The 20359-nt window shown below is 75.7% G+C and carries 11 protein-coding genes; all 11 read right to left on the bottom strand.

The window, feature by feature from the left end; translation table 11 throughout:
- Window positions 1–18: 18 nt before the first annotated feature.
- Window positions 19–876 (bottom strand): TatD family hydrolase, encoded by an 858-nt coding sequence (locus ACFV0Q_RS16485; protein WP_385005792.1) that lies wholly within the window; start codon window positions 874–876, stop codon window positions 19–21.
- A gap of 31 nt (window positions 877–907) precedes the next feature.
- Window positions 908–1603: an EboA domain-containing protein gene (locus ACFV0Q_RS16480; protein ID WP_385005790.1), complete on the bottom strand. Its 696-nt coding sequence runs from the start codon at window positions 1601–1603 to the stop codon at window positions 908–910.
- Window positions 1600–2511 carry a sugar phosphate isomerase/epimerase family protein gene (locus ACFV0Q_RS16475; RefSeq protein WP_385005788.1) on the bottom strand — a complete coding sequence of 304 codons (912 nt, stop codon included), beginning with the start codon at window positions 2509–2511 and terminating at the stop codon, window positions 1600–1602. Before ACFV0Q_RS16475 ends, ACFV0Q_RS16480 begins: the two co-directional genes overlap by 4 nt.
- Complete coding sequence (locus tag ACFV0Q_RS16470) at window positions 2508–3530, bottom strand: SCO3242 family prenyltransferase (protein ID WP_385005786.1); 1023 nt, start codon at window positions 3528–3530, stop codon at window positions 2508–2510. The genes ACFV0Q_RS16475 and ACFV0Q_RS16470 overlap by 4 nt, the downstream gene beginning before the upstream one ends.
- Window positions 3527–4729 carry an inositol-3-phosphate synthase gene (locus tag ACFV0Q_RS16465; RefSeq protein WP_385005784.1) on the bottom strand — a complete coding sequence of 401 codons (1203 nt, stop codon included), beginning with the start codon at window positions 4727–4729 and terminating at the stop codon, window positions 3527–3529. The genes ACFV0Q_RS16470 and ACFV0Q_RS16465 overlap by 4 nt, the downstream gene beginning before the upstream one ends.
- A 54-nt stretch (window positions 4730–4783) precedes the next feature.
- Window positions 4784–5569, bottom strand: coding sequence for a Tat pathway signal sequence domain protein (locus ACFV0Q_RS16460; RefSeq protein WP_385005782.1), 786 nt, complete (start codon window positions 5567–5569; stop codon window positions 4784–4786).
- 133 nt (window positions 5570–5702) lie between these two features.
- Entirely contained in the window at window positions 5703–7103 is a 1401-nt protein-coding gene (locus ACFV0Q_RS16455; protein WP_385005780.1) for an MFS transporter, read from the bottom strand.
- Window positions 7100–8125: an ornithine carbamoyltransferase gene (locus tag ACFV0Q_RS16450; RefSeq protein ID WP_385005778.1), complete on the bottom strand. Its 1026-nt coding sequence runs from the start codon at window positions 8123–8125 to the stop codon at window positions 7100–7102. The genes ACFV0Q_RS16455 and ACFV0Q_RS16450 overlap by 4 nt, the downstream gene beginning before the upstream one ends.
- A 4-nt stretch (window positions 8126–8129) precedes the next feature.
- The gene (locus tag ACFV0Q_RS16445; RefSeq protein WP_385005776.1) at window positions 8130–14654 is read right to left on the bottom strand and encodes an amino acid adenylation domain-containing protein; all 6525 of its coding nucleotides are present in this window, start codon (window positions 14652–14654) and stop codon (window positions 8130–8132) included.
- Window positions 14651–19903 carry an amino acid adenylation domain-containing protein gene (locus tag ACFV0Q_RS16440; protein ID WP_385005774.1) on the bottom strand — a complete coding sequence of 1751 codons (5253 nt, stop codon included), beginning with the start codon at window positions 19901–19903 and terminating at the stop codon, window positions 14651–14653. Before ACFV0Q_RS16440 ends, ACFV0Q_RS16445 begins: the two co-directional genes overlap by 4 nt.
- Before the next feature lie 82 nt (window positions 19904–19985).
- Complete coding sequence (locus ACFV0Q_RS16435) at window positions 19986–20213, bottom strand: MbtH family protein (protein WP_385005772.1); 228 nt, start codon at window positions 20211–20213, stop codon at window positions 19986–19988.
- Between the last annotated feature and the right edge of the window lie 146 nt (window positions 20214–20359).

The raw sequence follows: 20359 nt of genomic DNA, 5'->3' as shown, positions 1-20359 counted from the left end.
GCGGCTCCTCTTTCCTGATCAGTTTCCGCCGCGGGCGATCGAGTTCCCGGAGTACAGCCCCGCGGCCTGTTCGTCCGTGTACCCGTCGAGGCCGAGGCGGCCCGACTGGGCGTAGAAGGCGACCGGGTTGCGCCACAGCACGCGGTCCACGTCGTCCTCGTCGAAGCCGGCGGCGAGCATGGCCTCGGCGGTGGCGCGGGTGAGGAGGGGGTCGCTGTGGCCCCAGTCGGCGGCCGAGTTGACGAGGATCCGCTCGGTGCCGTGTTCCTTGAGGATGGCGACCATGCGGTCCGGGGTCATCTTGGTGTCCGGGTAGATGGAGAAGCCCATCCAGCAGCCGGAGTCGCGGACCTCGCGGACGGTGACCTCGTTGAGGTGGTCGAGGACGACGAAGCCGGCGTCGATGCCGGACTCGCGGATCACGGCCAGGGAGCGTTCGGTGCCGCCCGCCTTGTCCCGGTGCGGGGTGTGGACGAGGGCCGGCAGGCCGAATTCGACGGCGAGGGCGAGCTGGACGGCGAAGGCGTGGTCCTCGGCCTCGGTGACGGTGTCGTAGCCGATCTCGCCGACGGCGACGACCCCGTCCTTGGCGAGGTAGAGCGGCAGCAGGTCCAGGACGGGGGTGCAGCGCGGGTCGTTCGCCTCCTTCGGGTTGAGGCCGATGGTGCAGTGGTGGCTGATGCCGAACTGGGCGGCGCGGTACGGCTCCCAGCCCAGCAGCGCGTCGAAGTAGTCGGTGAAGCTGGACGGGGAGGTGCGGGGCTGCCCAAGCCAGAACGCGGGCTCGACCAGCGCGCGGACGCCGGCGGCGTGCATCGCTCGGTAGTCGTCCGTGGTGCGGGACGTCATGTGGATGTGCGGGTCGAAGATGCGCATGGTCGGGCTCCGGTAGGGGTGGGTGGTGGTGTCAGTGGTCGAGGGTGGCTACGGCCCACAGGTCGGCCGGGACGGTGCGGCCGGCGGCGCGCCGCTCGGCGGCGAACCCGTGGGCCATCCGCGCGAGTTCGGCGTCGCGGCGCTCGTGCAGTCCGGCGACCCTGGCCAGCGGGATGCCGGTGAACAGGCACTTCAGGACGGCCTGGCGCCAGCGGTACTGGTCGAGGTGGGCGCGGGCGTAGGGGCCCAGGGCGGCCGCGATGAGTCGGTTGTCGTTGGTGCGTACCGCGTCGTCGGTGAGGTGGACGGCGCGGGCGCCGAGCGGCAGGAACGGCAGGGCGCGCAGGACGCCGCGGCGTTCGGCGGCGTCGCCGTGGGAGTAGCGCTCGCCGGCTTCCCGGGCGAGGGCCGCGCCGGTGGTTCCGTAGCGGGTCAGGGCGAGCAGCAGGAAGGTGCGGACGGCGTCCTCGACGGCCCAGTCGGCCCAGCCGGGCAGGGGGCCGCGGCCGTAGTCACGTCCGGCGGCCGGGAAGCGGCGGTCCAGGGCGGCGGGGCCGTCGGCGGCCACGGCGGCGGTGTCGGCGGTGAGCCGGGCCCGGTGCTCCTGGTCGAGGACGGAGCGCAGGGACTCCTCGAGGGTGCGCAGGGTCAGCGCGTCGTGCACGGCGAGGTCGGGGGCGGTGGCGGGCGCCACCGGGGCGGGCCGGGCGAGGGTGGGAGCGGTCATGCCGGTACGGCCTCCTTCTTCGGCTCTTGCTGCGGGCGGGGCGGGCGGGACGCCTGGCGGGCGGCCGCCTCGCGCAGGAACGCGATGCTGTGGCGGGCGGTCTCGGCCCCGGCGTGGCTGTGGCGCGGGAGTTCGACGGAGACGAGCCCGCGGTAGCCGGCGTCGGCGAGGGCGCCGAGGACGGGCGGGAAGTCGATCTCCCCGTCCCCGAAGGGCAGGTGCTCGTGGGTGCCCCGGCGCATGTCCTCGATCTGGACGTGGGCGAGGCGGTCGGCGGCCAGTGCCACGCAGTCGGCGACGGGGTAGGGCTCCAGGCAGCGGCAGTGGCCGAGGTCCAGGGTGAGGCGGAAGCGGTCGGGGCGGCCCAGGTCGGCCAGCAGCCTGCGGTATCCGGCGAGGTCGGCGACGAGCATGCCCGGCTCGGGTTCGAAGGCGAGGTCGATCCCGGCGGCCTCGGCGTGCCCGACGGTCTCGGCGCAGCCGTCGACCAGCCGCTGCCAGGCCTGTTCGCGGGTGGTGCCGGCGTCGGGGGTGCCGCTCCAGAAGTGGACGGCTCCGGCGCCCAGTCCGGCGCCGATGCCGATGGCGCGGCGCAGCAGGTCCAGGCGCCGTTCGCGGCCTTCGGGCTCGGCGGAGAGCAGGGTCGGGCGGTGCTTGCGGCGGGGGTCGAGGAGGTAGCGGGCGCCGGTCTCCACGACGACGGCGAGGCCGGTGGCGTCCAGGGCGCGGCGGACCTCCTCGACGCGGGCGGCGAGACCGGGGGCGTACGGGTCCAGGTGCTGGTGGTCGAGGGTCAGGGCAACGCCCTTGTAGCCGAGGTCGGCGAGGAGGCGCAGCGCGTCGCCCAGGCGGTGGTCGGCGAGGCCGTTGGTGCCGTAGGAGAACCGCAGGCCGGTCGGGGAGCTCATGTGGAGGACACCTTCCGGGAGAGGCGGCGTACCAGCGGCAGGGCGGCGGCCAGCGCCGCGGCGGCGCCGGGCGCGCCGGCCCGGGCGGCGAGGGCGGCCTGGAGGGGCAGCAGGGCGTGGATGCCGGCTCCGACGGCCCGCCGCACGCGGGGGGCGTCGGGGGTGCGCAGCACCCGGGTGAGGGCGGGGGCGTAGCTCGTGGCGTAGAGGGCGAGCGCGGCCGTCTGGGCGGGGCCGGTCCGCCGTCCGGCGGTGGCGGCGGCCGCGACGGTGGCGGCGGCGAGGGTCAGCGCCGCCTCGCGGGGCGGGGCGCCGTCGACCTCGTGGCGGCTGAGCCGGGTCAGGCCCAGGGTGTGCGCGGCGACGGCCGCGGCCGGCAGGAGGGCGGGGCGGGCCGGGGCGGGCCCGGTGCCGTGGAGGACGTCCAGGGCCCGGGCGGCGGCCATCACGGCGGGGCCGAACGGGGTGGACTTGGCGCCGAGGTCGTAGGCCCACACCGCGCCGGCCAGGGGCAGGGTGCGGCGCAGGGCGGTACGGGGGCCGCCGGCCAGGGCGGCGACGGCGAGGCCCGCGGCGGTCAGTCCGGCGGCGGTGGCCAGGGCCGCCCCGGGGCGGATCCGGCCGGAGGGCAGCGGGCGTTCGGGGCGTTCCACGGCGTCGAGTTCGCGGTCGGCCCAGTCGTTGAGGGCCATGCCCGCCCAGTAGAGGCAGACGGAGGAGGCGGCGAGGCCGAGGGTGCGCGGCCCGGTGCCGCGTCCGGTGGCGAGGGCGCCGGCCAGGACGTCGCCGGGGACGGTGATCGCGGCGGGCGCCCGGACGAGTTCGGCGTAGGCGCGCAGGGTGCGCCGGACCCGGAAGACCCGGCCCGGGAAGGGCGGCAGCCGCAGGGGCCGCGCGTCGGCGGGCTCCGCCGCGACCGGGCGGGCGGACCGCCCGGGGCCGACGGCGTCCGCGGCGGGGCCCGCGTCCAGAGCGGGGCCCAAGTCCAGGGCGGGGCCCGGGTCCGGTGCGGGGTTCACGGCCGGGCCCCCGTCAGCGGATTCCCGCGGGGAGCGGCGGCGGACGCGGTGGCCCAGGCGGTGAGGGTCTCGTACTGGAGGGTCAGGTTGTGCTCGGTGGAGCCCGCCGGGTCCTTGAAGAAGAACCCGAGGGCGGCCAGCGCCCCGGACTCGCCGCGCCGCACGGCCAGCGCGGCCAGCCGTACGAGGTCCAGGACCAGCGGGGCGGCCAGCGCGGAGTCGCAGCCCTGCCAGGTGAACTGCATGGTCATGCGGACGCCGAGGAAGCCCTCGAAGGAGATGTGGTCCCAGGCGGTCTTCCACTCCCCCATCTCGGGGACGTTGTCGATGTGCACCTGGCCCTGGACGGCGTGGCCGACGGTCTCCTCCAGGCTGCGCTGCTTCGACTCGGTCTTGGAGCGGGCCGCCGCCGGGTCGGCGAGGGTCGCCCCGTCGCCGCCGCCGAGCAGGTTGGTGCCGGACCAGGACCGCAGGCGCAGGGCGCGCTGGGTGAACATGGGGGCGAGGGCGCTCTTGACGAGGGTCTCGCCGGTCTTGCCGTCGCGGCCGGCGTGCGGGACGGCGCGCAGCCGGGCCAGTTCCTCCAGGGCGGGCAGGGCCGCCCCGGCGGAGGGGGTGAAGTTGACGTACGCGCAGCCCGCGGTGAAGGCGGCGTAGGCGTAGAGGGAGCTCGCGGGCAGGGTGAGGGAGCCCGCGGCGAGGGCGGCTTCCAGGGCGGCCAGGCCGAGGAAGGCGGGGTCGGGCTCGGGCAGCGGCTCCGTGGAGGAGACGTTGACGACGACGACCTGTTCCAGGCCGTGCCGGTCGCGGAAGGAGGCCATGTCCTCGGCGAGCCGGGCGGCGGTTTCGGACTGGGTCTCGCCGGGGCGGGCGGATCCGTCGCGGATCTCCAGCTCTGCGGCCGCGAGCGGGGTGTCCAGCGCCTTCAGAACGGCGTGGGGCAGCACGCCCGCCTCGGCGAGTTGTCCGGCCCTCACCGACAGGGGGGTGTCGACGACGTCGTGGCCGCCGAACACGAGGTCGGCGAGGGCCGGGAGAGGTGCGTCACGGAACGGGGGCGTTTCGGTGACGCACCCGACGGGGGAGGCGGCACCCGCGACGATGGCGGCGGCGCCGGCGATGGCGGCCGTGGCGACCGAGCCTCGCGCGCCGACCATCCAGACGCCGATTCGGGGTGACGATCCGGTCGTGTGTCGCATGGTGTGCCAATCCTCCTGAGTCGTGTGGAACGGGTGGTCCAGCGCCTGACGGGCTTACTTGCCCAGGTCGACGGGGTACGGCCAGACGTCGAACGCCTTGTTGAGGCGGTCGGTGGAGCGGACCAGCCACTTGGCGGTGACGTGGTTGACCACGTGCTTGGGCAGGTGCTTGTTGTCGTTGGCGTCGGTCACCGGCTTGGCGAGGGACTGCAGCTCCCAGGCCGCGCCGACGAGCCGGTTGACCTGCGCCCAGAACGACCGGTCGATGCCGAGCAGCTGGAAGGACTGCAGGAACGGGTGCCAGCGGTGGTAGGCGTGGGTCGCGTCCGGCGGCGTGAAGTTCATCATGTGGACCTTGTTGCCGGCCGGGCGGCGCGGGTCGAACAGGGTGCCCTGGCCGAACTCCTGGAAGGCGAAGACCAGGCCCTTGGGGTCGTGGCCGTAGAACTTGTCGTAGACGGCCTTCTGGTTGCGCGAGAGGACCTCGAAGTGCTTGCGGTTGGGCTGGATCAGCTCCATCCAGCTGCGCGGGTAGCGGCCGCCCTGGCGGGTGGCGGCCCAGGCGTCGTACGACTTGGTGAAGCCGCCGAAGGGGGCGGTGATCGCACCGACCGCGGCCTTCATCTCGTCGTTCGGCGTGTAGTACGACATCTCGTCGTACGCGTACCAGAACTCGTTCGCCCAGCGGTCGCCGACCAGGCCGTCGACCTTGGGCAGCTGCGGGCGGCGGCCGTGGGCGGCGGCCGGGCCGGCGCCGAGTACGGTGACCGCGGCCGCGGCGCCGGCGGCGCCCAGGGCGGTCCGCAGGACGCTCCTGCGGTCCATGGAGTTGAGCGGCATGGTCGTGCTCCTTCTGGCTCTGTCTCGGATGCGGACGGATCATCGGGTGGTGCGATGGCTTTACTCTCCCGGGCCCCGCCATACCTGCCCTATATCGCTGTTCGCGCAGGTCAGAGGCGGGGCCCGGGGATGGTTACGAGAGCTCCCGCGAGCCCTTCGCGAGGGGGTCGCGGCGCAGGGCGGGCGAGAGCAGCGCGGCGAGCGCGGTGAGGCCCATGGCGGCGCTGAGGCCGAGCACCGTACGGGTCGGGCCGAAGGCCTCCAGGGCGAATCCGGCGGCCACCGGACCGGCCGCCATGGCGCCCGAACCGACCAGCATGGCCAGGGAGTTGGCCCTCCCCCGCATCCGGTCGGGGGCGACGCGGACCATGAACACCCCGCCCGCGACGTTGAACACGCCGCCGACGTAGCCGCTCGCGGCGAACAGCGCGCCCAGCGCGTAGGGATCGCGCAGGAACGCGACGGGCACCATGAGGGCGGTCCAGACGGCCAGCCCGCCGAGGACCAGGGTCCGCAGGGAGAAGCGGGTGGCCCACCAGCCTCCGCTGATGGCGCCGACGAGTCCGCCGGCCCCGCTGAGCGAGAGGACCACGCCGATCTGGAACTGCGAGCCGTGGTTCTCCTGGATGCCGGTCATGACGGCGAGGTTGAGGCCCTGGAACAGCACGTTGGAGACGGCCACGGCGGCCATGACGGCGCGCAGGAAGTGCTGGCGCCACATCCAGAGCAGTCCCTCCTTGACGTCCTGCACCAGATCTGGGCGGGGCCCGGTGCGTTCGGCCTGGAGTTTGCCGCGGACCCCGAAGAGCAGGGCGACCGAGGCGAGCTGGCCGACGAGCGCGGCCACGTACGGGAGGGACGTGCCCAGGGCGACGAGGCCGCTGCCGAGCGGCTGCCCGGCGATGGCGGCGCCGCGGGTCCTGGCCTCGTTCCCGGTGAGGGCGGCGGGCAGCTGCTCGGTGGGGACCACGGCGGGGACCGCGGCCCGCTCGGCGAGCTGGTGCAGGACGCCGAGGGTGCCCTCCACGAAGGCGGCGGCGAGCAGTGCCCAGAGCCAGACGTGGCCGCTGAGCAGCAGGGCGGCGACGGCTCCGGCGACGAGCGCCTGGCCGAGGCCGGCGCCGAGCATGATCCGGCGCCGGTCCCAGCGGTCCACGAGGGCGCCGCCGGGGAGCTGGACGAGGAGCTGCGGCAGGAGGAGGGCGGTGCCGACCAGGCCGGCGTCGCCGGGCGATCCGGTGATCCACAGGACGGTGAGGGGGTAGGCGACGGCGGTGGCCCGGCCGGCGAGGAGCGACAGTCCGGCTCCGCCCCACAGGAGGCTGAAGTCCCGGTTGCGGCGCAGCGGAACGGCTGCCGCCGGGGTGTCGCCGTCCACCGGGGCCACGACCTCGGGACCATCCTGGGCGTCGGGACCCGGCCGGGCCCCGACGGGGCGGGTGGCGGGCTGCGGGCCGTCCTGCTCGGGGGCGGAGGCGGCGATCTCCCACGGGAGGACCGCCGGGTCCGTCACCGTCTTCGGCGGGGGGGTCACCGTACGGCCGGCGCGAGCTGCGCGGCGTCGATGTCCGCGGCGGAGCCCCCGGCGTCCGCCGCCGGGGCGGAGTGGGTGTACTCCAGCACGGCCATGGCGCTGTGCATCTTGTTGGTGGCCTGGGCGAAGGCGATGCTCACCGGCCCGTCCAGCACCTCGGCGGTGACCTCCTCGCCCCGGTGGGCGGGCAGGTCGTGCATGAACACGGCGCCCGGGCTGGTCTCCCACAGGGCGGAGGTGACCTGGAAGGGGGCGAAGATCTCGCGCCAGTTCGCGTCCGGCTTCGCGGTGCCCGTGGTCTGCCAGCGGGTGGTGTAGACGACGTCGAAGTCCTCGGGCAGCACGTCCATGTCGTGGCGCTCGACGAAGACGGCCCCGGTGCGCTCGGCCCGGGCCCGGGCCCGGGCCGTGATCGAGGGGAGCAGCCCGTAGCCGGGCGGCGTGCGCAGCTCGAAGTGGACGGACGGGAACCGGGTCAGGGCCAGGGCCAGCGCGGCCGCGGTGTTGTTGCCCTCGCCGACGTACAGGACGCGCAGCCCCTCGACGCGGCCGAAGTGGCGCAGCAGGGTGGTGAGGTCGGTGAGGGCCTGGGTGGGGTGTTCCTCGGCGCTCATCGCGTTGACGACGGCCATCCGGTCCTGGGCGGCCCAGCCGCGCAGTTCGGCCTCGGGGCCGGCGGTGCGGGCGACGAGGACGTCGAGCATCCCCGACAGCACGCGCCCGGTGTCCTCGACGGACTCGCCGGTGTTCAGCTGGAGGTCGCCGGGCCCGTAGGCCACGATGCGGGCCCCCACGCGCAGCGCCCCGGAGGAGAAGGCGGTGCGGGTGCGGGTGGAGGTCTTGGCGAAGTAGATGCCGGCGACGAGGCCGTCCAGGGCGCGGGAGCGGGTGACGGTGCCCGCCGAGAACGCGGCGCCGCGGGAGACGATGCGGTGCAGGTCCCGGTCGGTGAGGTCGTCGATGGAGATGAGGTGGCGCGCCGGGCGCCGGCCACGGCGGTCGTTCGTGTGCAGCGGGTCCATCGGATCAGCCCTTCTCGGGGTGGTCTGCGCCGTCTTCGAGTGCGGCGGCGGTCTGCGCGACGGTGTGGTTGCGCAGCGCGGTGGCGAGGTCGAGGGTGAGCCCGTGCGCGCGGGCGGCGACGAGGAGCGGGGCGACGAGCAGCGAGTCGCCGCCGAGGTCGCGGAAGTCGTCGTGGACGCCGACCTGTTCGAGGCCGAGGACCTCGGACCAGACCTCGGCGAGCACCTTCTCCAGGTCGGTGCGCGGGGCGGTGTACGGGAGGGGGGTCGCGGTGGCCTCGCGGGAGGCCAGGGCGGCCTTGTCGCGCTTGCCGTTCGCGGTCAGCGGGAGCCGGGCCACGACGGTGACGGCGGCGGGGATGGCGGCGGCGGGCAGGACCGTACGGAGCCGGTCGCGCAGGGCGGGGATCTCGACGGTGTGGCCGTCGGCGGGGACCACCCAGGCGGCGAGCCGCTTGCCGCCGTCGGCCGCGTCCACGGGGACGACGAGGGCTTCGCGGACGGCCGGGTCGGCGGTCAGGGCGGCCTCGGCCTCGCCGGGTTCGACCCGGTGGCCGCGTACCTTGACCTGCTCGTCGGCGCGGCCGGTGAACTCCAGGACTCCGCCGGGCAGCATGCGGGCGAGGTCGCCGGTGCGGTAGATCCGGCTGCCGGGCAGGCCGTACGGGTCGGGCAGGAACGATTCGGCGGTCAGGGCGGGCGCCCCGGCGTAGCCGCGCGCCAGTCCCTCGCCGCCGAGCCAGAGCTCGCCGGTGATCCCGTCGGGCACCGGCCGGAGCCGGTCGTCGAGGATCCGCAGCAGCACGCCGGGCAGGTTCGAGCCGAGCGGGACGAGGGTGCGCTTGGTGTTCGGGCGGACGTGCCCGAAGGTGGCGGCGACCGTGGCCTCGGTGGGCCCGTACTCGGCGCCGAGCAGCATCCGCCCGCCGGCGGCGGCGATGCGGGCGCCGACCCGCTCGGCCTGCGCCCTCGGGTAGGCGTCACCGGCGCAGACGGCGATCCCGGCGAGGCCGCCGAGCTCGGAGTCGCTGAGCTGCGCCTCCAGGAGCTGGAGGTGACCGGGGGTGAGTCCGATGAAGGAGTACGGGGCCCCGGCCATCAGCAGCGGCCCGAACTGCTCCGGCTGCCAGTCCTGCGGCAGCAGGCGCACCGGCTGCCCGGTCATCAGCGGGGCGTACAGGGCGGGCAGGCCCAGGTCGAAGCCGGCCGAGGTGAACCAGGGGGCGCCGCCGGAGCCGGTCTCCGCGTAGGCCCGTACGGCCCAGTCGAGGTAGTGGGCGAGCGCGCGATGGCTGATCTCGACGCCCTTGGGGGTGCCGGTGGAGCCGGAGGTGTGCAGGACGTAGGCGAGCCGGTCGGGGTCCAGGGCCAGGCCGAGCGCGGAGCCGTCGCCCTCGTGGGAGACCTCCTCGGCCAGCAGGACCCGTCCGGCGGCCGCCGCCCCGGCGAACCGGTCGGCGTACGCGCCCTGCGTGAGCGCCAGGTCGAAGCCGAGCGCGGACAGCCGGGCGGCCGGGGTGCGGGGGTCGACGGGCAGCTGCGCCGCGCCGGCCTTCCACACGCCGAGCAGGGCGGCGACCAGCTCCGGACCCCGGTCCAGCAGGACGGCGACCCGGGTCTCGGGACCGGCGCCGAGGGCGCGCAGGCGCCGGGCGATCCTGTTGGCCCGCGCGTCGAGTTCCGCGTACGAGGTGCCCGCGGCCGGGGCGCCCGCGCCGGTCAGGGCGGTGGCCCACGGGGTCCGCGCGGCCTGCGCCTCGAAGCCGGCGAGGGCGTCGACGGGGGTCTCGGGGTGCGGGAGGGCGGGCGCGGCGAGGCGGTAGTGCTCCCGGGGGGTGGGGAAGCCGGTGCGGGCGTCGCCGTCGGCGCCGGTGCGGGCCATGTCGGCGAGCACCGCCTTGTAGAGGGCGGCGAGCCGCTCGGCGTCGGCCTTGGCGAGGGTCCGGGTGCGGGAGGCGATCGAGAGGTGGCCGCGCACCGGGGTGCCGACGACGAGCGGGAACTCGTTGGGGCTGTCGTCGCGGCTGGCCATGATGTCGATGAGCTCCACGTCGACCTGGTGGAAGTCCAGGTAGTGGAAGAGCACGTCGATCAGGTGGCTCTCGCCGCCGCTCACGCGCATGGCGGGCATCGGGTAGCGGCGGTGCGGCCACAGCTCGACCTCGCGGGCGAAGACCTCCCGGGCGAGTTCGCCCCAGGTCGCGGCGCCCTTGCGGTACGGGAAGGGCACGGAGTTGAGGTACATGCCGGAGACCCGCTCGGCCCCCGCCTCCTCGGGGCGGGCGTCGGCGACCATGCCGCCGCGGAAGGACCCGGCGCGGGTCAGCATCGAGAGGACCTTGCTGTGCGCGGCGTGCAGCACGCTCTTGTACGGGACCTCGGCGGCGGAGGCGAGGGCGCGCAGGCCGGGCTCCAGGCCGTCGAGCCCGATGTCCATGCGGTAGCGCTCGTCGGGGCCGTCCGGGTCGCCCGCCCAGCCCGTCGGGATCGTGAACTTCTCGTGGCCGTCGACGAGTTCGCGCCAGTAGTCGCGGTCCTCGGCGGATTCCAGGGAGCGCAGCTCGCCGGCGATGAAGTCGGCGTAGCGCACGGCCGGGACGGGCGGGGCCGGGTCGGGTTCGCCGCCGGTGCGCATCGCGCGGTAGGCGCGGAGCATCTCCATCAGCTGGGAGTGGTAGCTCCAGCCCTCGATGACGGGGTGGCACTCGGTGATCGACAGCCACCAGCTCTCGTCGTCGACGAGGTGGACGGCCATCCGCATGAGCGGGGCGGCGGTGAGGTCGAAGAGCTCTTCGCGGTCGCGGTCCGCGAAGGACCACAGGGTGGATTCGCGGTGCTCGCGCGGCAGGTGGCGCAGGTCCTCGAAGAGGCAGGGCATCGATACCGCGGCGGTGCCGTGGACGAGCTGGAGGGGCTCGCTGTAGCCGGAGAGGGCGAAGGAGGTGCGCATCACCTCGTGGCGTTCGACGATCAGGTCGGCCGCCCGCTGGAACACCTCGGGGTCGAAGGGGAGTTCGTCGCGGATCCGGAAGGAGGTGATGTTGTGGTAGCGGTTCTCGCCGCTGCGGCCGTGCATCTCGACGAGCATGCCCGCCTGGATCCGGGAGACCGGGTAGGCGTCGGTGACGCCCTGCGGGAGCCTGGTCCTGTCCTCCTCGGAGATCAGGGCGAAGGGCTCGACGGGGCCGTCGGCCCGCTCGGCGGAGCCGTCTCCGGCCTGGTCGCCGAGGGCGGCGCGCAGCTTGGCGACCGTACGGTGCTCGAAGACGTCGCGGACGCTGGTCTCCCAGCCGGCCTCGCGCAGGGCGCCGACGAGGGAGACGGCGCGGATGGAGTCCCCGCCGAGGTCGAAGTAGTTGTCGTGGACGCCGACCGTCTCCAGGCCGAGCACCTCGGCCCAGACCGCGGCGATGGAGGCCTCGGCGGCGTCGCGCGCCTCGACGTGCTCGCCGACGGTGGTGGCCTCGCGGCCGGGGGCGGGCAGGGCGCGCCGGTCCAGCTTGCCGTTGGCGGTCAGCGGGAGGGCGTCGAGCCGCAGGTAGGCGGAGGGGATCATGTAGGCGGGCAGGGCCTCGCCGAGCGCGTCGCGCAGGGCGGCGGGGGCGAGGGCGTCGTCGGCGGCGCCGGGCGCGGGGACCGCGTAGGCGACGAGCTGCTTGTCGCCGGGGCTGTCCTCGCGGACCAGGGCGACGGCCTCGGCGACGGCGGGCAGCGCGGTGAGGGCGGTCTCGATCTCGCCGAGTTCGATGCGGTAGCCGCGGAGTTTGACCTGGTGGTCGATGCGGGCGACGAAGTCGAGGCTGCCGTCGGGCAGCACCCGGGCGAGGTCGCCGGTGCGGTAGATCCGGGCGCCGGGGACGCCGTACGGGTCGGGCAGGAAGCGCTCGGCGGTCAGGTCGGGGCGTCCGGCGTAGCCGCGGGCCAGGCTGACGCCGCCGATCCACACCTCGCCGGGGACGCCCAGGGGCAGCGGGCGCAGGGCCTCGTCGAGGACGTACATGGTGGTGTTGGGGATGGCGCGGCCGATGGAGACGAGCTCGGTGGTGACCGGGCCGTGGGCGGCGCCGTCGGCGGGCAGGAAGTGGGCGGAGTTGCCGACGGTGATCTCGGTGGGCCCGTACTCGGCGGCGAGCCGGGTGCCCCCGGGGCCCGCGGCGGCGGCCCAGCGCTCGGCGAGGCGGTGGGTGAAGGAGTCCCCGGCGGCGATGACCAGGCCGGCGAGGCCCCGGATCTGCTCGTCGGTGAGCTGCTGCGCGAGCAGGTCGAGGTGGCCGGGGGTGAGCTTGATGAAGGCGTACGGTCCCCCGTCGGCCAGCAGTGTGCCGAGGTCGGCGGTGTCGAAGTCCTGCGGGAGCAGGTGGACGGGCTGACCGGTCATCAGGGGGGCGTAGAGGTCGGGGACGCCGAGGTCGAAGGCGACGGAGGAGAACAGCGGGGCGCCGCCGGTCCCGGCGGTGGCGTAGGCGCCGGCCGTCCAGGTGAGGTAGTTGGCCAGGCCGCGGTGGCCGATGAGGACGCCCTTGGGGCGGCCGGTGGAGCCGGAGGTGTAGATGACGTAGGCGAGCTGGTCGAGGTCGTGGGAGGTGGGCAGTTCGGCCTCGGCGGTGGCCAGGGCGGTCCGCTCGGCCGGGTCGTCGGTCACGACGAGGACGGCGCCGTCGAAGCGGTCGGCGTGCCGGGACTGGGTGATCACGAGGCGGGTGGCGGTGTCGCCGAGCATGAAGGCGATGCGCTCGTCCGGGTAGCCCGGGTCGATCGGTACGTAGGCGGCCGCGGCGCGCCAGATGCCGAGGAGGGCGGCGACGAGGTCGGGGCCGCGGTCCAGGAGGACGCCGACCGTCTCGTCGGGGCGTACGCCCAGCTGGACGAGGCGGTGGGCGAACCGGTCGGCGCGGGCGTCGAGTTCGGCGTACGTGAGGTCGCCGGACGCGTGCCGGACGGCGACCGCGCCCGGGGTGGCGGCGATCTGCTCGGCGATGGTCTCGAAGACGGGCCGCAGCGCGGCCGCGTCCACGGGGGCGCCGACCGGTTCGGCGGGGCCGTCGAGCAGCAGGGCGCGCTCGGCGGCCCCGATGAAGTCGAGGGTGGACAGGGGGGCGCCGGGCCGCTCGGCGACGGCCGCGAGCAGGGCCGCGTAGTGGCCGGTGATCCGCTCGGCGGTGCTGTCCTCGAAGAGGTCGGTGGCGTACTCCAGGGCGCCGTGCAGGGAGCCGTCGGCGCGCTCGGCGAGGTGCATGGTGAGGTCGAAGCGGGCGATGCGGCCGCTGGCGGCGACCGGGCTGACGGTGAGTCCGGGCAGGTCGGGGCTGTCGGAGCCGTGGCCGGAGGCCAGGTCGAACATCACCTGGAAGAGCGGGGTGGTGGACAGGTCCCGCTCGGGCTCCAGCTCGTCGGCGATCTTGTCGAAGGGGGTGTCCTGGTGGTCGAAGGCGTCCAGGACGGTGGTGCGGCCCGCGGCGAGGAGTTCCCGGAAGGCCGGGTCGCCCTGCCAGCGGCCGCGCAGCACGAGGCTGTTGTAGGCGTAGCCGGCCATCCGCTGGAGCTCGGGGCGGGTGCGGCCGGAGACGGCGGTGCCGACGGCGACGTCCTGCTTGCCGGTGTAGCGGCCCAGCAGGGCCTGGTAGGCGCTGAGCAGGACCATGAAGAGGGTGGCGCCCTCCTGTTCGGCGAGGGCGCGCAGCCGGGCGGCGACGGCGGCGGGCACGTCGAACGCGGCGACGGCGCCGTCCCAGCCCCGGACGGAGGGGCGCGGCCGGTCGGTGGGCAGGCCGAGGGGTTCGGTGCCGGCGAGCTGACCGCGCCACCAGTCGAGGGCGGCCTCGGCGGCGGGACCGCTCTGGCGGGCGTTCATCCAGGCCGCGTAGTCGGCGTACTGGACGGGCGGTTCGGGCAGTACGCCGTCCAGCGGGCCGGTGACCGCTCCCGCGGCGCGGTAGCAGGCGGCGAGGTCGGCGAGGATCAGCGGGCGGGTCAGGGCGTCGCAGGCGATGTGGTGCATGACGACGACCAGGACGTGGTCGTCGGCGGCCAGGCGCAGCAGGCGGACCCGCAGCGGGGCCTCGGTGGCCAGGTCGAACACCTCGGTGGCGCGGGCCCGGGCGAAGGCGGCCGCGGCGGCGTCGCGGCCGGCCTCCTCGACGCCGGTGACCTCGCTGACGGCGTAGTCGACCGGGCCGGCCGGGTCGATGACCTGGCGGGGCTCGCCGCCGTCGAGGACGTAGCGGGTGCGCAGGATCTCGTGGCGGGCGGCCAGCGCGTCGAAGGAACGGCGCAGGGCGCTCTCGTCGAGGGTGCCGCGCAGCCGGTGCGCGAGGGGCAGCAGGTACTCGGGGCTGTCCGGGTCGAGCTGGTGGAGGAACCACAGCTGGCGCTGGCCGGCGGAGAGCGCCAGCGGCGCCCGCCGGTCGGCGCGCGGGATCCCGGTGCGGGCCGGGCCGCGGCCCGCGGTGCGGCCCGCGCGTCCGGCGAGCCGTCTGCGCAGCAGTTCCGCCCGCAGCTCTTCCTGCGTGGGTGCGGTGGGTGCGGTCACGGCTGGTACTCCCTGTGGGCGATGGCGAGTTCGGAGTGGTCGAGGGTCTCGATCTCGGCGCGCACGGCCTCTTCGACGGCGGCGGCGAGACCTGCGACGGTCGGGTGTTCGAAGACGGCGCGCAGCGGCAGCTCGACGTCGAACTCCTCCAGGAGGCGGGCGATGACGCGGGCGGCGAGGACGGAGTTGCCGCCGGTCCGGAAGAAGCCCTGGCGGGCGCCGATCCGGCGGGTGGTGCCGTCCTCCCCGGCGAGGACCTCGGCCCAGATCTCGGCGACGATCTCCTCGACCGGGCCCTCGGGCGCGGTGTACGGCTCGTCGGAGAGGGCGGCGGCCAGGTCGGGGGCGGGCAGGGCCTTGACGTCGACCTTGTTGTGGCGGGTGAGCGGGATCGCCGGGACCGGCACCAGCAGCGCGGGGACCATGTAGTCCGGCAGGCGGCGGGCGCAGTGGTCGAGGAGTTCCCCGTCGCCGGGCGGGGTGTCGCCGCGCGGGACCCAGTAGCCGATGAGCGCGGCCGTGGAGCCGGTGCCGTGGACGACGACCGCGCACTGGGCGACCCCGGGGTGCTCGGCGAGGACGCCCTGCACCTCTCCGGTCTCCACGCGGCGGCCGCGGATCTTGGCCTGGCCGTCGGCGCGGCCGGCGAACTCCAGGGTGCCGTCGGGCAGCATCCGGGCGCGGTCGCCGGTGCGGTAGAGGCGGGCGCCGGGGGCGCCGTACGGGTCGGGGACGAAGGCGGCGGCGGTCAGGTCGGGGCGGCCGTGGTAGCCGCGGGCCAGACCGGCGCCGCCGACGCACAGTTCGCCGGTGGTGCCGTACGGGACGGGTTCGAGGTACGCGTCGAGGACCCGGGCGGTGACGTGGGGGTAGGCGCGGCCGACGGGGACGGAGGTGGCGGTGTCGTCGGCGTCCCAGCGGGTGGCGGCGATGGTGGTCTCGGTGAGGCCGTACTCGTTGACGAACCGCAGCAGGCGGCGGGACAGCTCCCGGGCCAGGGCGGGCGGGCAGGGCTCGCCGCCGGTCTGGCCGACGAGGGGGCGCCGGCCGAGGCCCGCGTCGATGAGCATCTGCCAGTGGGGCGGCGCGACCTGGAGGTGGCTGACGCCGTGCTCCTCGATGAGGCGCAGCTGCGCGGCGTGGTCGGCGAGGTCCCGCTCCTGGGCCAGGACCACCCGGCCCCCGGCGGTGAGCGGCATCAGCAGCTCGGTGCAGGAGATGTCGAAGGTGGGCTGCGCGAGGGCCAGCCAGGCGTCGTCGGGGCCCTGCCCGAAGTCGAGGTGGGCCCGCGAGGCACGGAGCATGGCGAGCAGCGTCCGGTGCTCGACGGCGACGCCCTTGGGCCGCCCGGTGGACCCCGAGGTGTACATGACGTACGCCAGCTGTGCGGGGCCCTCGGCCGGGCGTGCGGTACGGGACCACGAGTCGATCCCGTCGGCGGCCAGCGCAGGGTCGCTGCACGCGGCAAGGGCGGCGGCGAAGGCCGCGCCGGGCGCCGGAGAAGCCACGGGCCCGTCGGCGGGGTGACCGGCCCCGGGTGCCGCCCCGCGCGGCGGCGTCACGTCGGCCCGGGCAGTACCCGGTGCGGTCCCCTCGAAACCGGCGGAGTCGAAGGCCGCGAGGCGTTCGTCGGTGTCGGCCGCCAGCCAGGGGCCGTCGTGCTGGCCGCGGAGCCGGGCGGCGCCGGCCAGGTCGGAGACGAGGAGGCGGGCTCCGGCGTCGTCCAGGACGTAGCCGAGGCGTTCGACGGGCGCGGCCGCGTCGAGCGGTACGTACGCGGCGCCGGTCTTCCACACGCCGAGGTAGGCGGCGACGAGGTCGGGGGTGCGGCCGAGCATGACGGCGACGGTGGTCCCGGGACCGGCGCCGAGCTCGCGCAGCCGCCGGGCGAAGGCCTCGGCGCGCCGTTCGAGGCGGCCGTAGGTCCAGCTCTCGCCGCCGCAGACGACGGCGGTCTCCTCGGGGGTGGCGCGGGCGACGGCTGAGACCACGGTGTGCACGCAGTCGTCGGCCGCCCGGTCCGCGCCCGGCTCCGGGGCACCGGGGCCGAGGGCGAGGATCTCCTCGCGCAGGGCGGCGGGGAGCAGGGCGGCCCGGTCCAGCCGCACCCGCGGGTCGTCGACCAGGGACTCCAGCAGCCGCACCCAGCCGGCCGCGAACCGTTCGACGGTGGCCGGGTCGAACAGGGAGGTGGCGTACTCGACGAGGCCGAGCAGGGAGCCGTCGCCCTGCCGCTGGAGCACGAAGGTGAGGTCGGTGCGGGCGCTGCGCCAGGCACCGCGGAAGGCCTCGATGTCGTCCTCGGCGGTGGCCGTGCCGGTCCGGCCCTCCTCGTGCAGGTCGAACATGACCTGGTAGAGCGGGGTCCGGCCGGGGTCGCGGGCGTCGTCGAGCTCGGCGACGAGCCGGTCGAAGGGCAGGTCCTGGTGGGCGAAGGCGCTGCGCGCGGTGTCGCGGACCCGGATCAGCGCCTCCTCGAAGGTGGCGTCGGCCGGGGCGTCGCAGCGCATCACCAGCGTGTTGAGGAAGAAGCCGACGACGTCGGCGGCCTCCGGCCGCTCCCGCCCGGCGACGGGCACGCCGACCGGCACGTCCCACTGGCCGGTGAGCCGGGCGACGAGCGTCCCGAACACGGTCAGCAGGGTCTGCTGGAGGGTCGCGCCGTGACCGCGCCCGTAGGCGGCGGCCCGCTCGGCGAGGGGGGCGGGGACGGTGAAGACGTGGGCGGCGCCGATGCCGTCGCGGACGGCCGGACGGGGCCGGTCGGCGGGCAGGTCGACGGGGAGGATCCCCTCCAGGGCCCGCTTCCAGTGGGCCAGCTCCCCGGCCGCGGCCGCTCCGGCCAGGCGGCGGCGCTGGTGGACGGCGTGGTCGGCGTACTGGACCGGCAGGGCGGGGAGTTCGGCGCGGGTGCCGTGGTGGGCGGCCTCGGCGAGGGCCAGGACATCGCGTTCGAGGACGACCGAGGACCAGCCGTCGCAGGCGATGTGGTGGATGGACAGGACCAGGTGGAGGGAGCCCGTGCCCCGGACGGTGAGGGCGCGCCAGACCGGTCCGTTCTCCAGGTCGAAGGGGCGGCCGAACTCGTCCTCGATCAGGGCGTGGCGGGCCGCGGCGGTCTCCGTACGGGTGCTGCGCAGCTCCACGCGCGGTGCGGGGTCGGCGATCTGGACGGGCTCGGCGGCGCGCAAGACGTAGCGGGTGCGCAGGATCTCGTGCCGCTCGGCGAGCGCGGTCAGGGCCGCCGCGACGGTCTCGTCGGTGTAGTGGTGGGGCAGGGTGAGGAAGACGGGCGCGTTCCACTCGGCGCTGCCGGGGCGCATCCGGTCCATCAGCCACAGGCCCTGCTGGCCGGGCGAGAGCGGCAGCCCGGCGTCGGCGCGCGGCACGGGCCGTACGGTCTCGTCGGCGGCCCGGTCGGCGGCGGGGGCGGAGGTCCCGGTGAGCGCGGGGGCGCCGGCGAGCAGCGCGGCCTGGGCCTCCACGGTGGTGGCGGTGAACAGCGCGCGCAGCGGGACCGCGGTGCCGCAGGCGCCGGACAGGGCCTGGGCGAGCTGGCTCAGCAGCAGGGAGGCCCCGCCGAGCTGGAAGAAGTCGTTGGTGGCGCCGATCCGGGCGGCGGGGATGCCCAGGAGGGCGGCCCACTGCTCGGCGACGACCCGCTCGGCGGCGGTGCGCACGGGGACGTGCGGGGCCCGCGCCTCGGCGGCCGCGGAGGCGGGCTCGGGCAGGGCGGAGCGGTCGATCTTGCCGTTGGCGGTGAGCGGGAAGTCGGCGACGGGCACGTACAGGGACGGGATCAGCGGGTCGGGCAGGGAGCGGCGCAGGAAGGTGCGCAGTTCCTCGGGGCGCAGCCGCTCGCCGCGGGACTGGACCCAGGCGACGAGGCGGTGTCCGCCGGAGCCGTCGGGCACGGCGGCGGCGACGGCGGCGCGCACCCAGGGGTGGGCGGCCAGGGCGGCCTCGACCTCGCCGGTCTCGATGCGGACGCCGTTGACCTTGACCTGGTGGTCGAGGCGGCCGAGGTACTCCAGGGTGCCGTCGGCCTGCCAGCGGACCCGGTCGCCGGTGCGGTAGAGCCGCTCGCCGGGCGGACCGTACGGGTCGGGCACGAAGCGCTCGGCGGTCTGGTCGGGCCGGCCCTGGTAGCCGAGGGCGAGGCCGATGCCGCCCGCGTGGAGTTCGCCGGGGACGCCGACGGGGACGGGCCGGCCCGCCGGGTCGAGGACGAGGGCCCGCATGTTCGCGATGGGCCGGCCGATGGGGACGGCGCCGGTCTGCTGGGCCGGGTCCCAGCGGTGCTCGGTGATGTCGACGGAGGCTTCGGTGGGTCCGTAGGTGTTCCAGATCTCGGCGCGCGGGGCCAGTTCGGCCAGCGCGCGGCAGAGTTCGGCGTGCAGCGGCTCGCCCGCGCTGAAGATCAGGCGCAGGGCGGTGGCGCGCTCCCAGCCGGCCTGTTCGGCCAGCCGCCGGTACACGGACGGGACGCCCTGCAGGACGGTGACCCGGTGGTCGCCGACGGCGCGCAGCAGCGCGGCCGGGTCGCGTTCGGCGTCCTCGGGCGCCACGGCCACCGCTCCCCCGCTGATCAGCGGCGAGAAGAGCTCCAGGCCGGCGGCGTCGAAGCCGACGGTGGTCTTGAGCAGGAACCGGTCGGCGGGACCCAGCTTGTGACGGTGGGCCAGCCAGCGGACCCGGTTGGCGATGCCGCCGTGCGGGACGAGGACGCCCTTGGGGCGGCCGGTGGAACCCGAGGTGTGCAGGATGTACGCGGGCCGGGCCGCGTCGGGGGCGAGCGGGAAGGCGGCTGCCTCGGCGGTGGGCACGGAGTCCGGGGCGTCGGCGATGTCCAGGACGGTGAGGCCGGCGGGCAGCCGCGCGGCGGTGCCGTGGCCCGCGAGGACGACGGCCGCGCCGGCGTCCTCCAGGACGAGGGCGAGCCGGGCCTCTGGGTAGGCGGGGTCGAGCGGGACGTAGGCGCCGCCCGCGAACCAGACGCCGAGCAGCGCGGCGATCAGCTCCGGGCCGCGCGGCAGGCAGACGCCGACGAAGTCGCCGGGGGCCACCCCGCCGGCGCGCAGGGCGGCGGCGTAGCGGACGGCGCGGCGCTCCAGGCCGGCGTACGTCCAGACGACCGCGTCGGCGGCCAGCACGGCAGGGGCTTCGGGGGTGCGGGCGGCCTGGGCCCTGAACAGGCCGGGCAGCAGCGGACGGCCGGGGGCGGATCCCGACTGCGTACGGTCGTTCACGTTCTCTCCTTCATCGGGATCGGGTGGGGCGTCGGCCGCTTCCCGGGGCCCGGGGGCCCGGGTGGCTCGAACGTCCGGGTGGTCAGGCCGCGGAGCCCGCGGACATCCGGCGGCGCAGGCTCGCGGGGCGCAGGTCCGTCCACAGCTCGGTGATCTTGGAGAGGCATTCCTCGCGGGTGCCTTCGGTGCCCTCGGCGTGCCAGCCGGCGGGCAGGTCGCGGTCGGCCCACCAGATCGAGTACTGCTCCTCGTCGTTGAGGACGACGCGGTAGACGGTGTCCCGCTGGGTCTCGTTCTGCTGTTCGCTCATCGCTGTTCCCTTCGCGTGGTCAGGTGTCGCCCATCCTTGAAGAGGGCGCTATCGATGCCCTATCGAGCGCATATACGTGCCGGAACACGGCGGGGGGCCCGCGGCCCGGCGGCGGGGGGGGGGGCGGGGGGGGGGTGGGTAAAGAA

This window comes from Streptomyces sp. NPDC059564 (assembly GCF_042735575.1).
GTDB lineage: Bacteria > Actinomycetota > Actinomycetes > Streptomycetales > Streptomycetaceae > Streptomyces.
The sequence above is the reverse complement of the archived record's forward strand: the minus strand, read 5'-3'. Positions and strand labels throughout refer to the sequence as shown.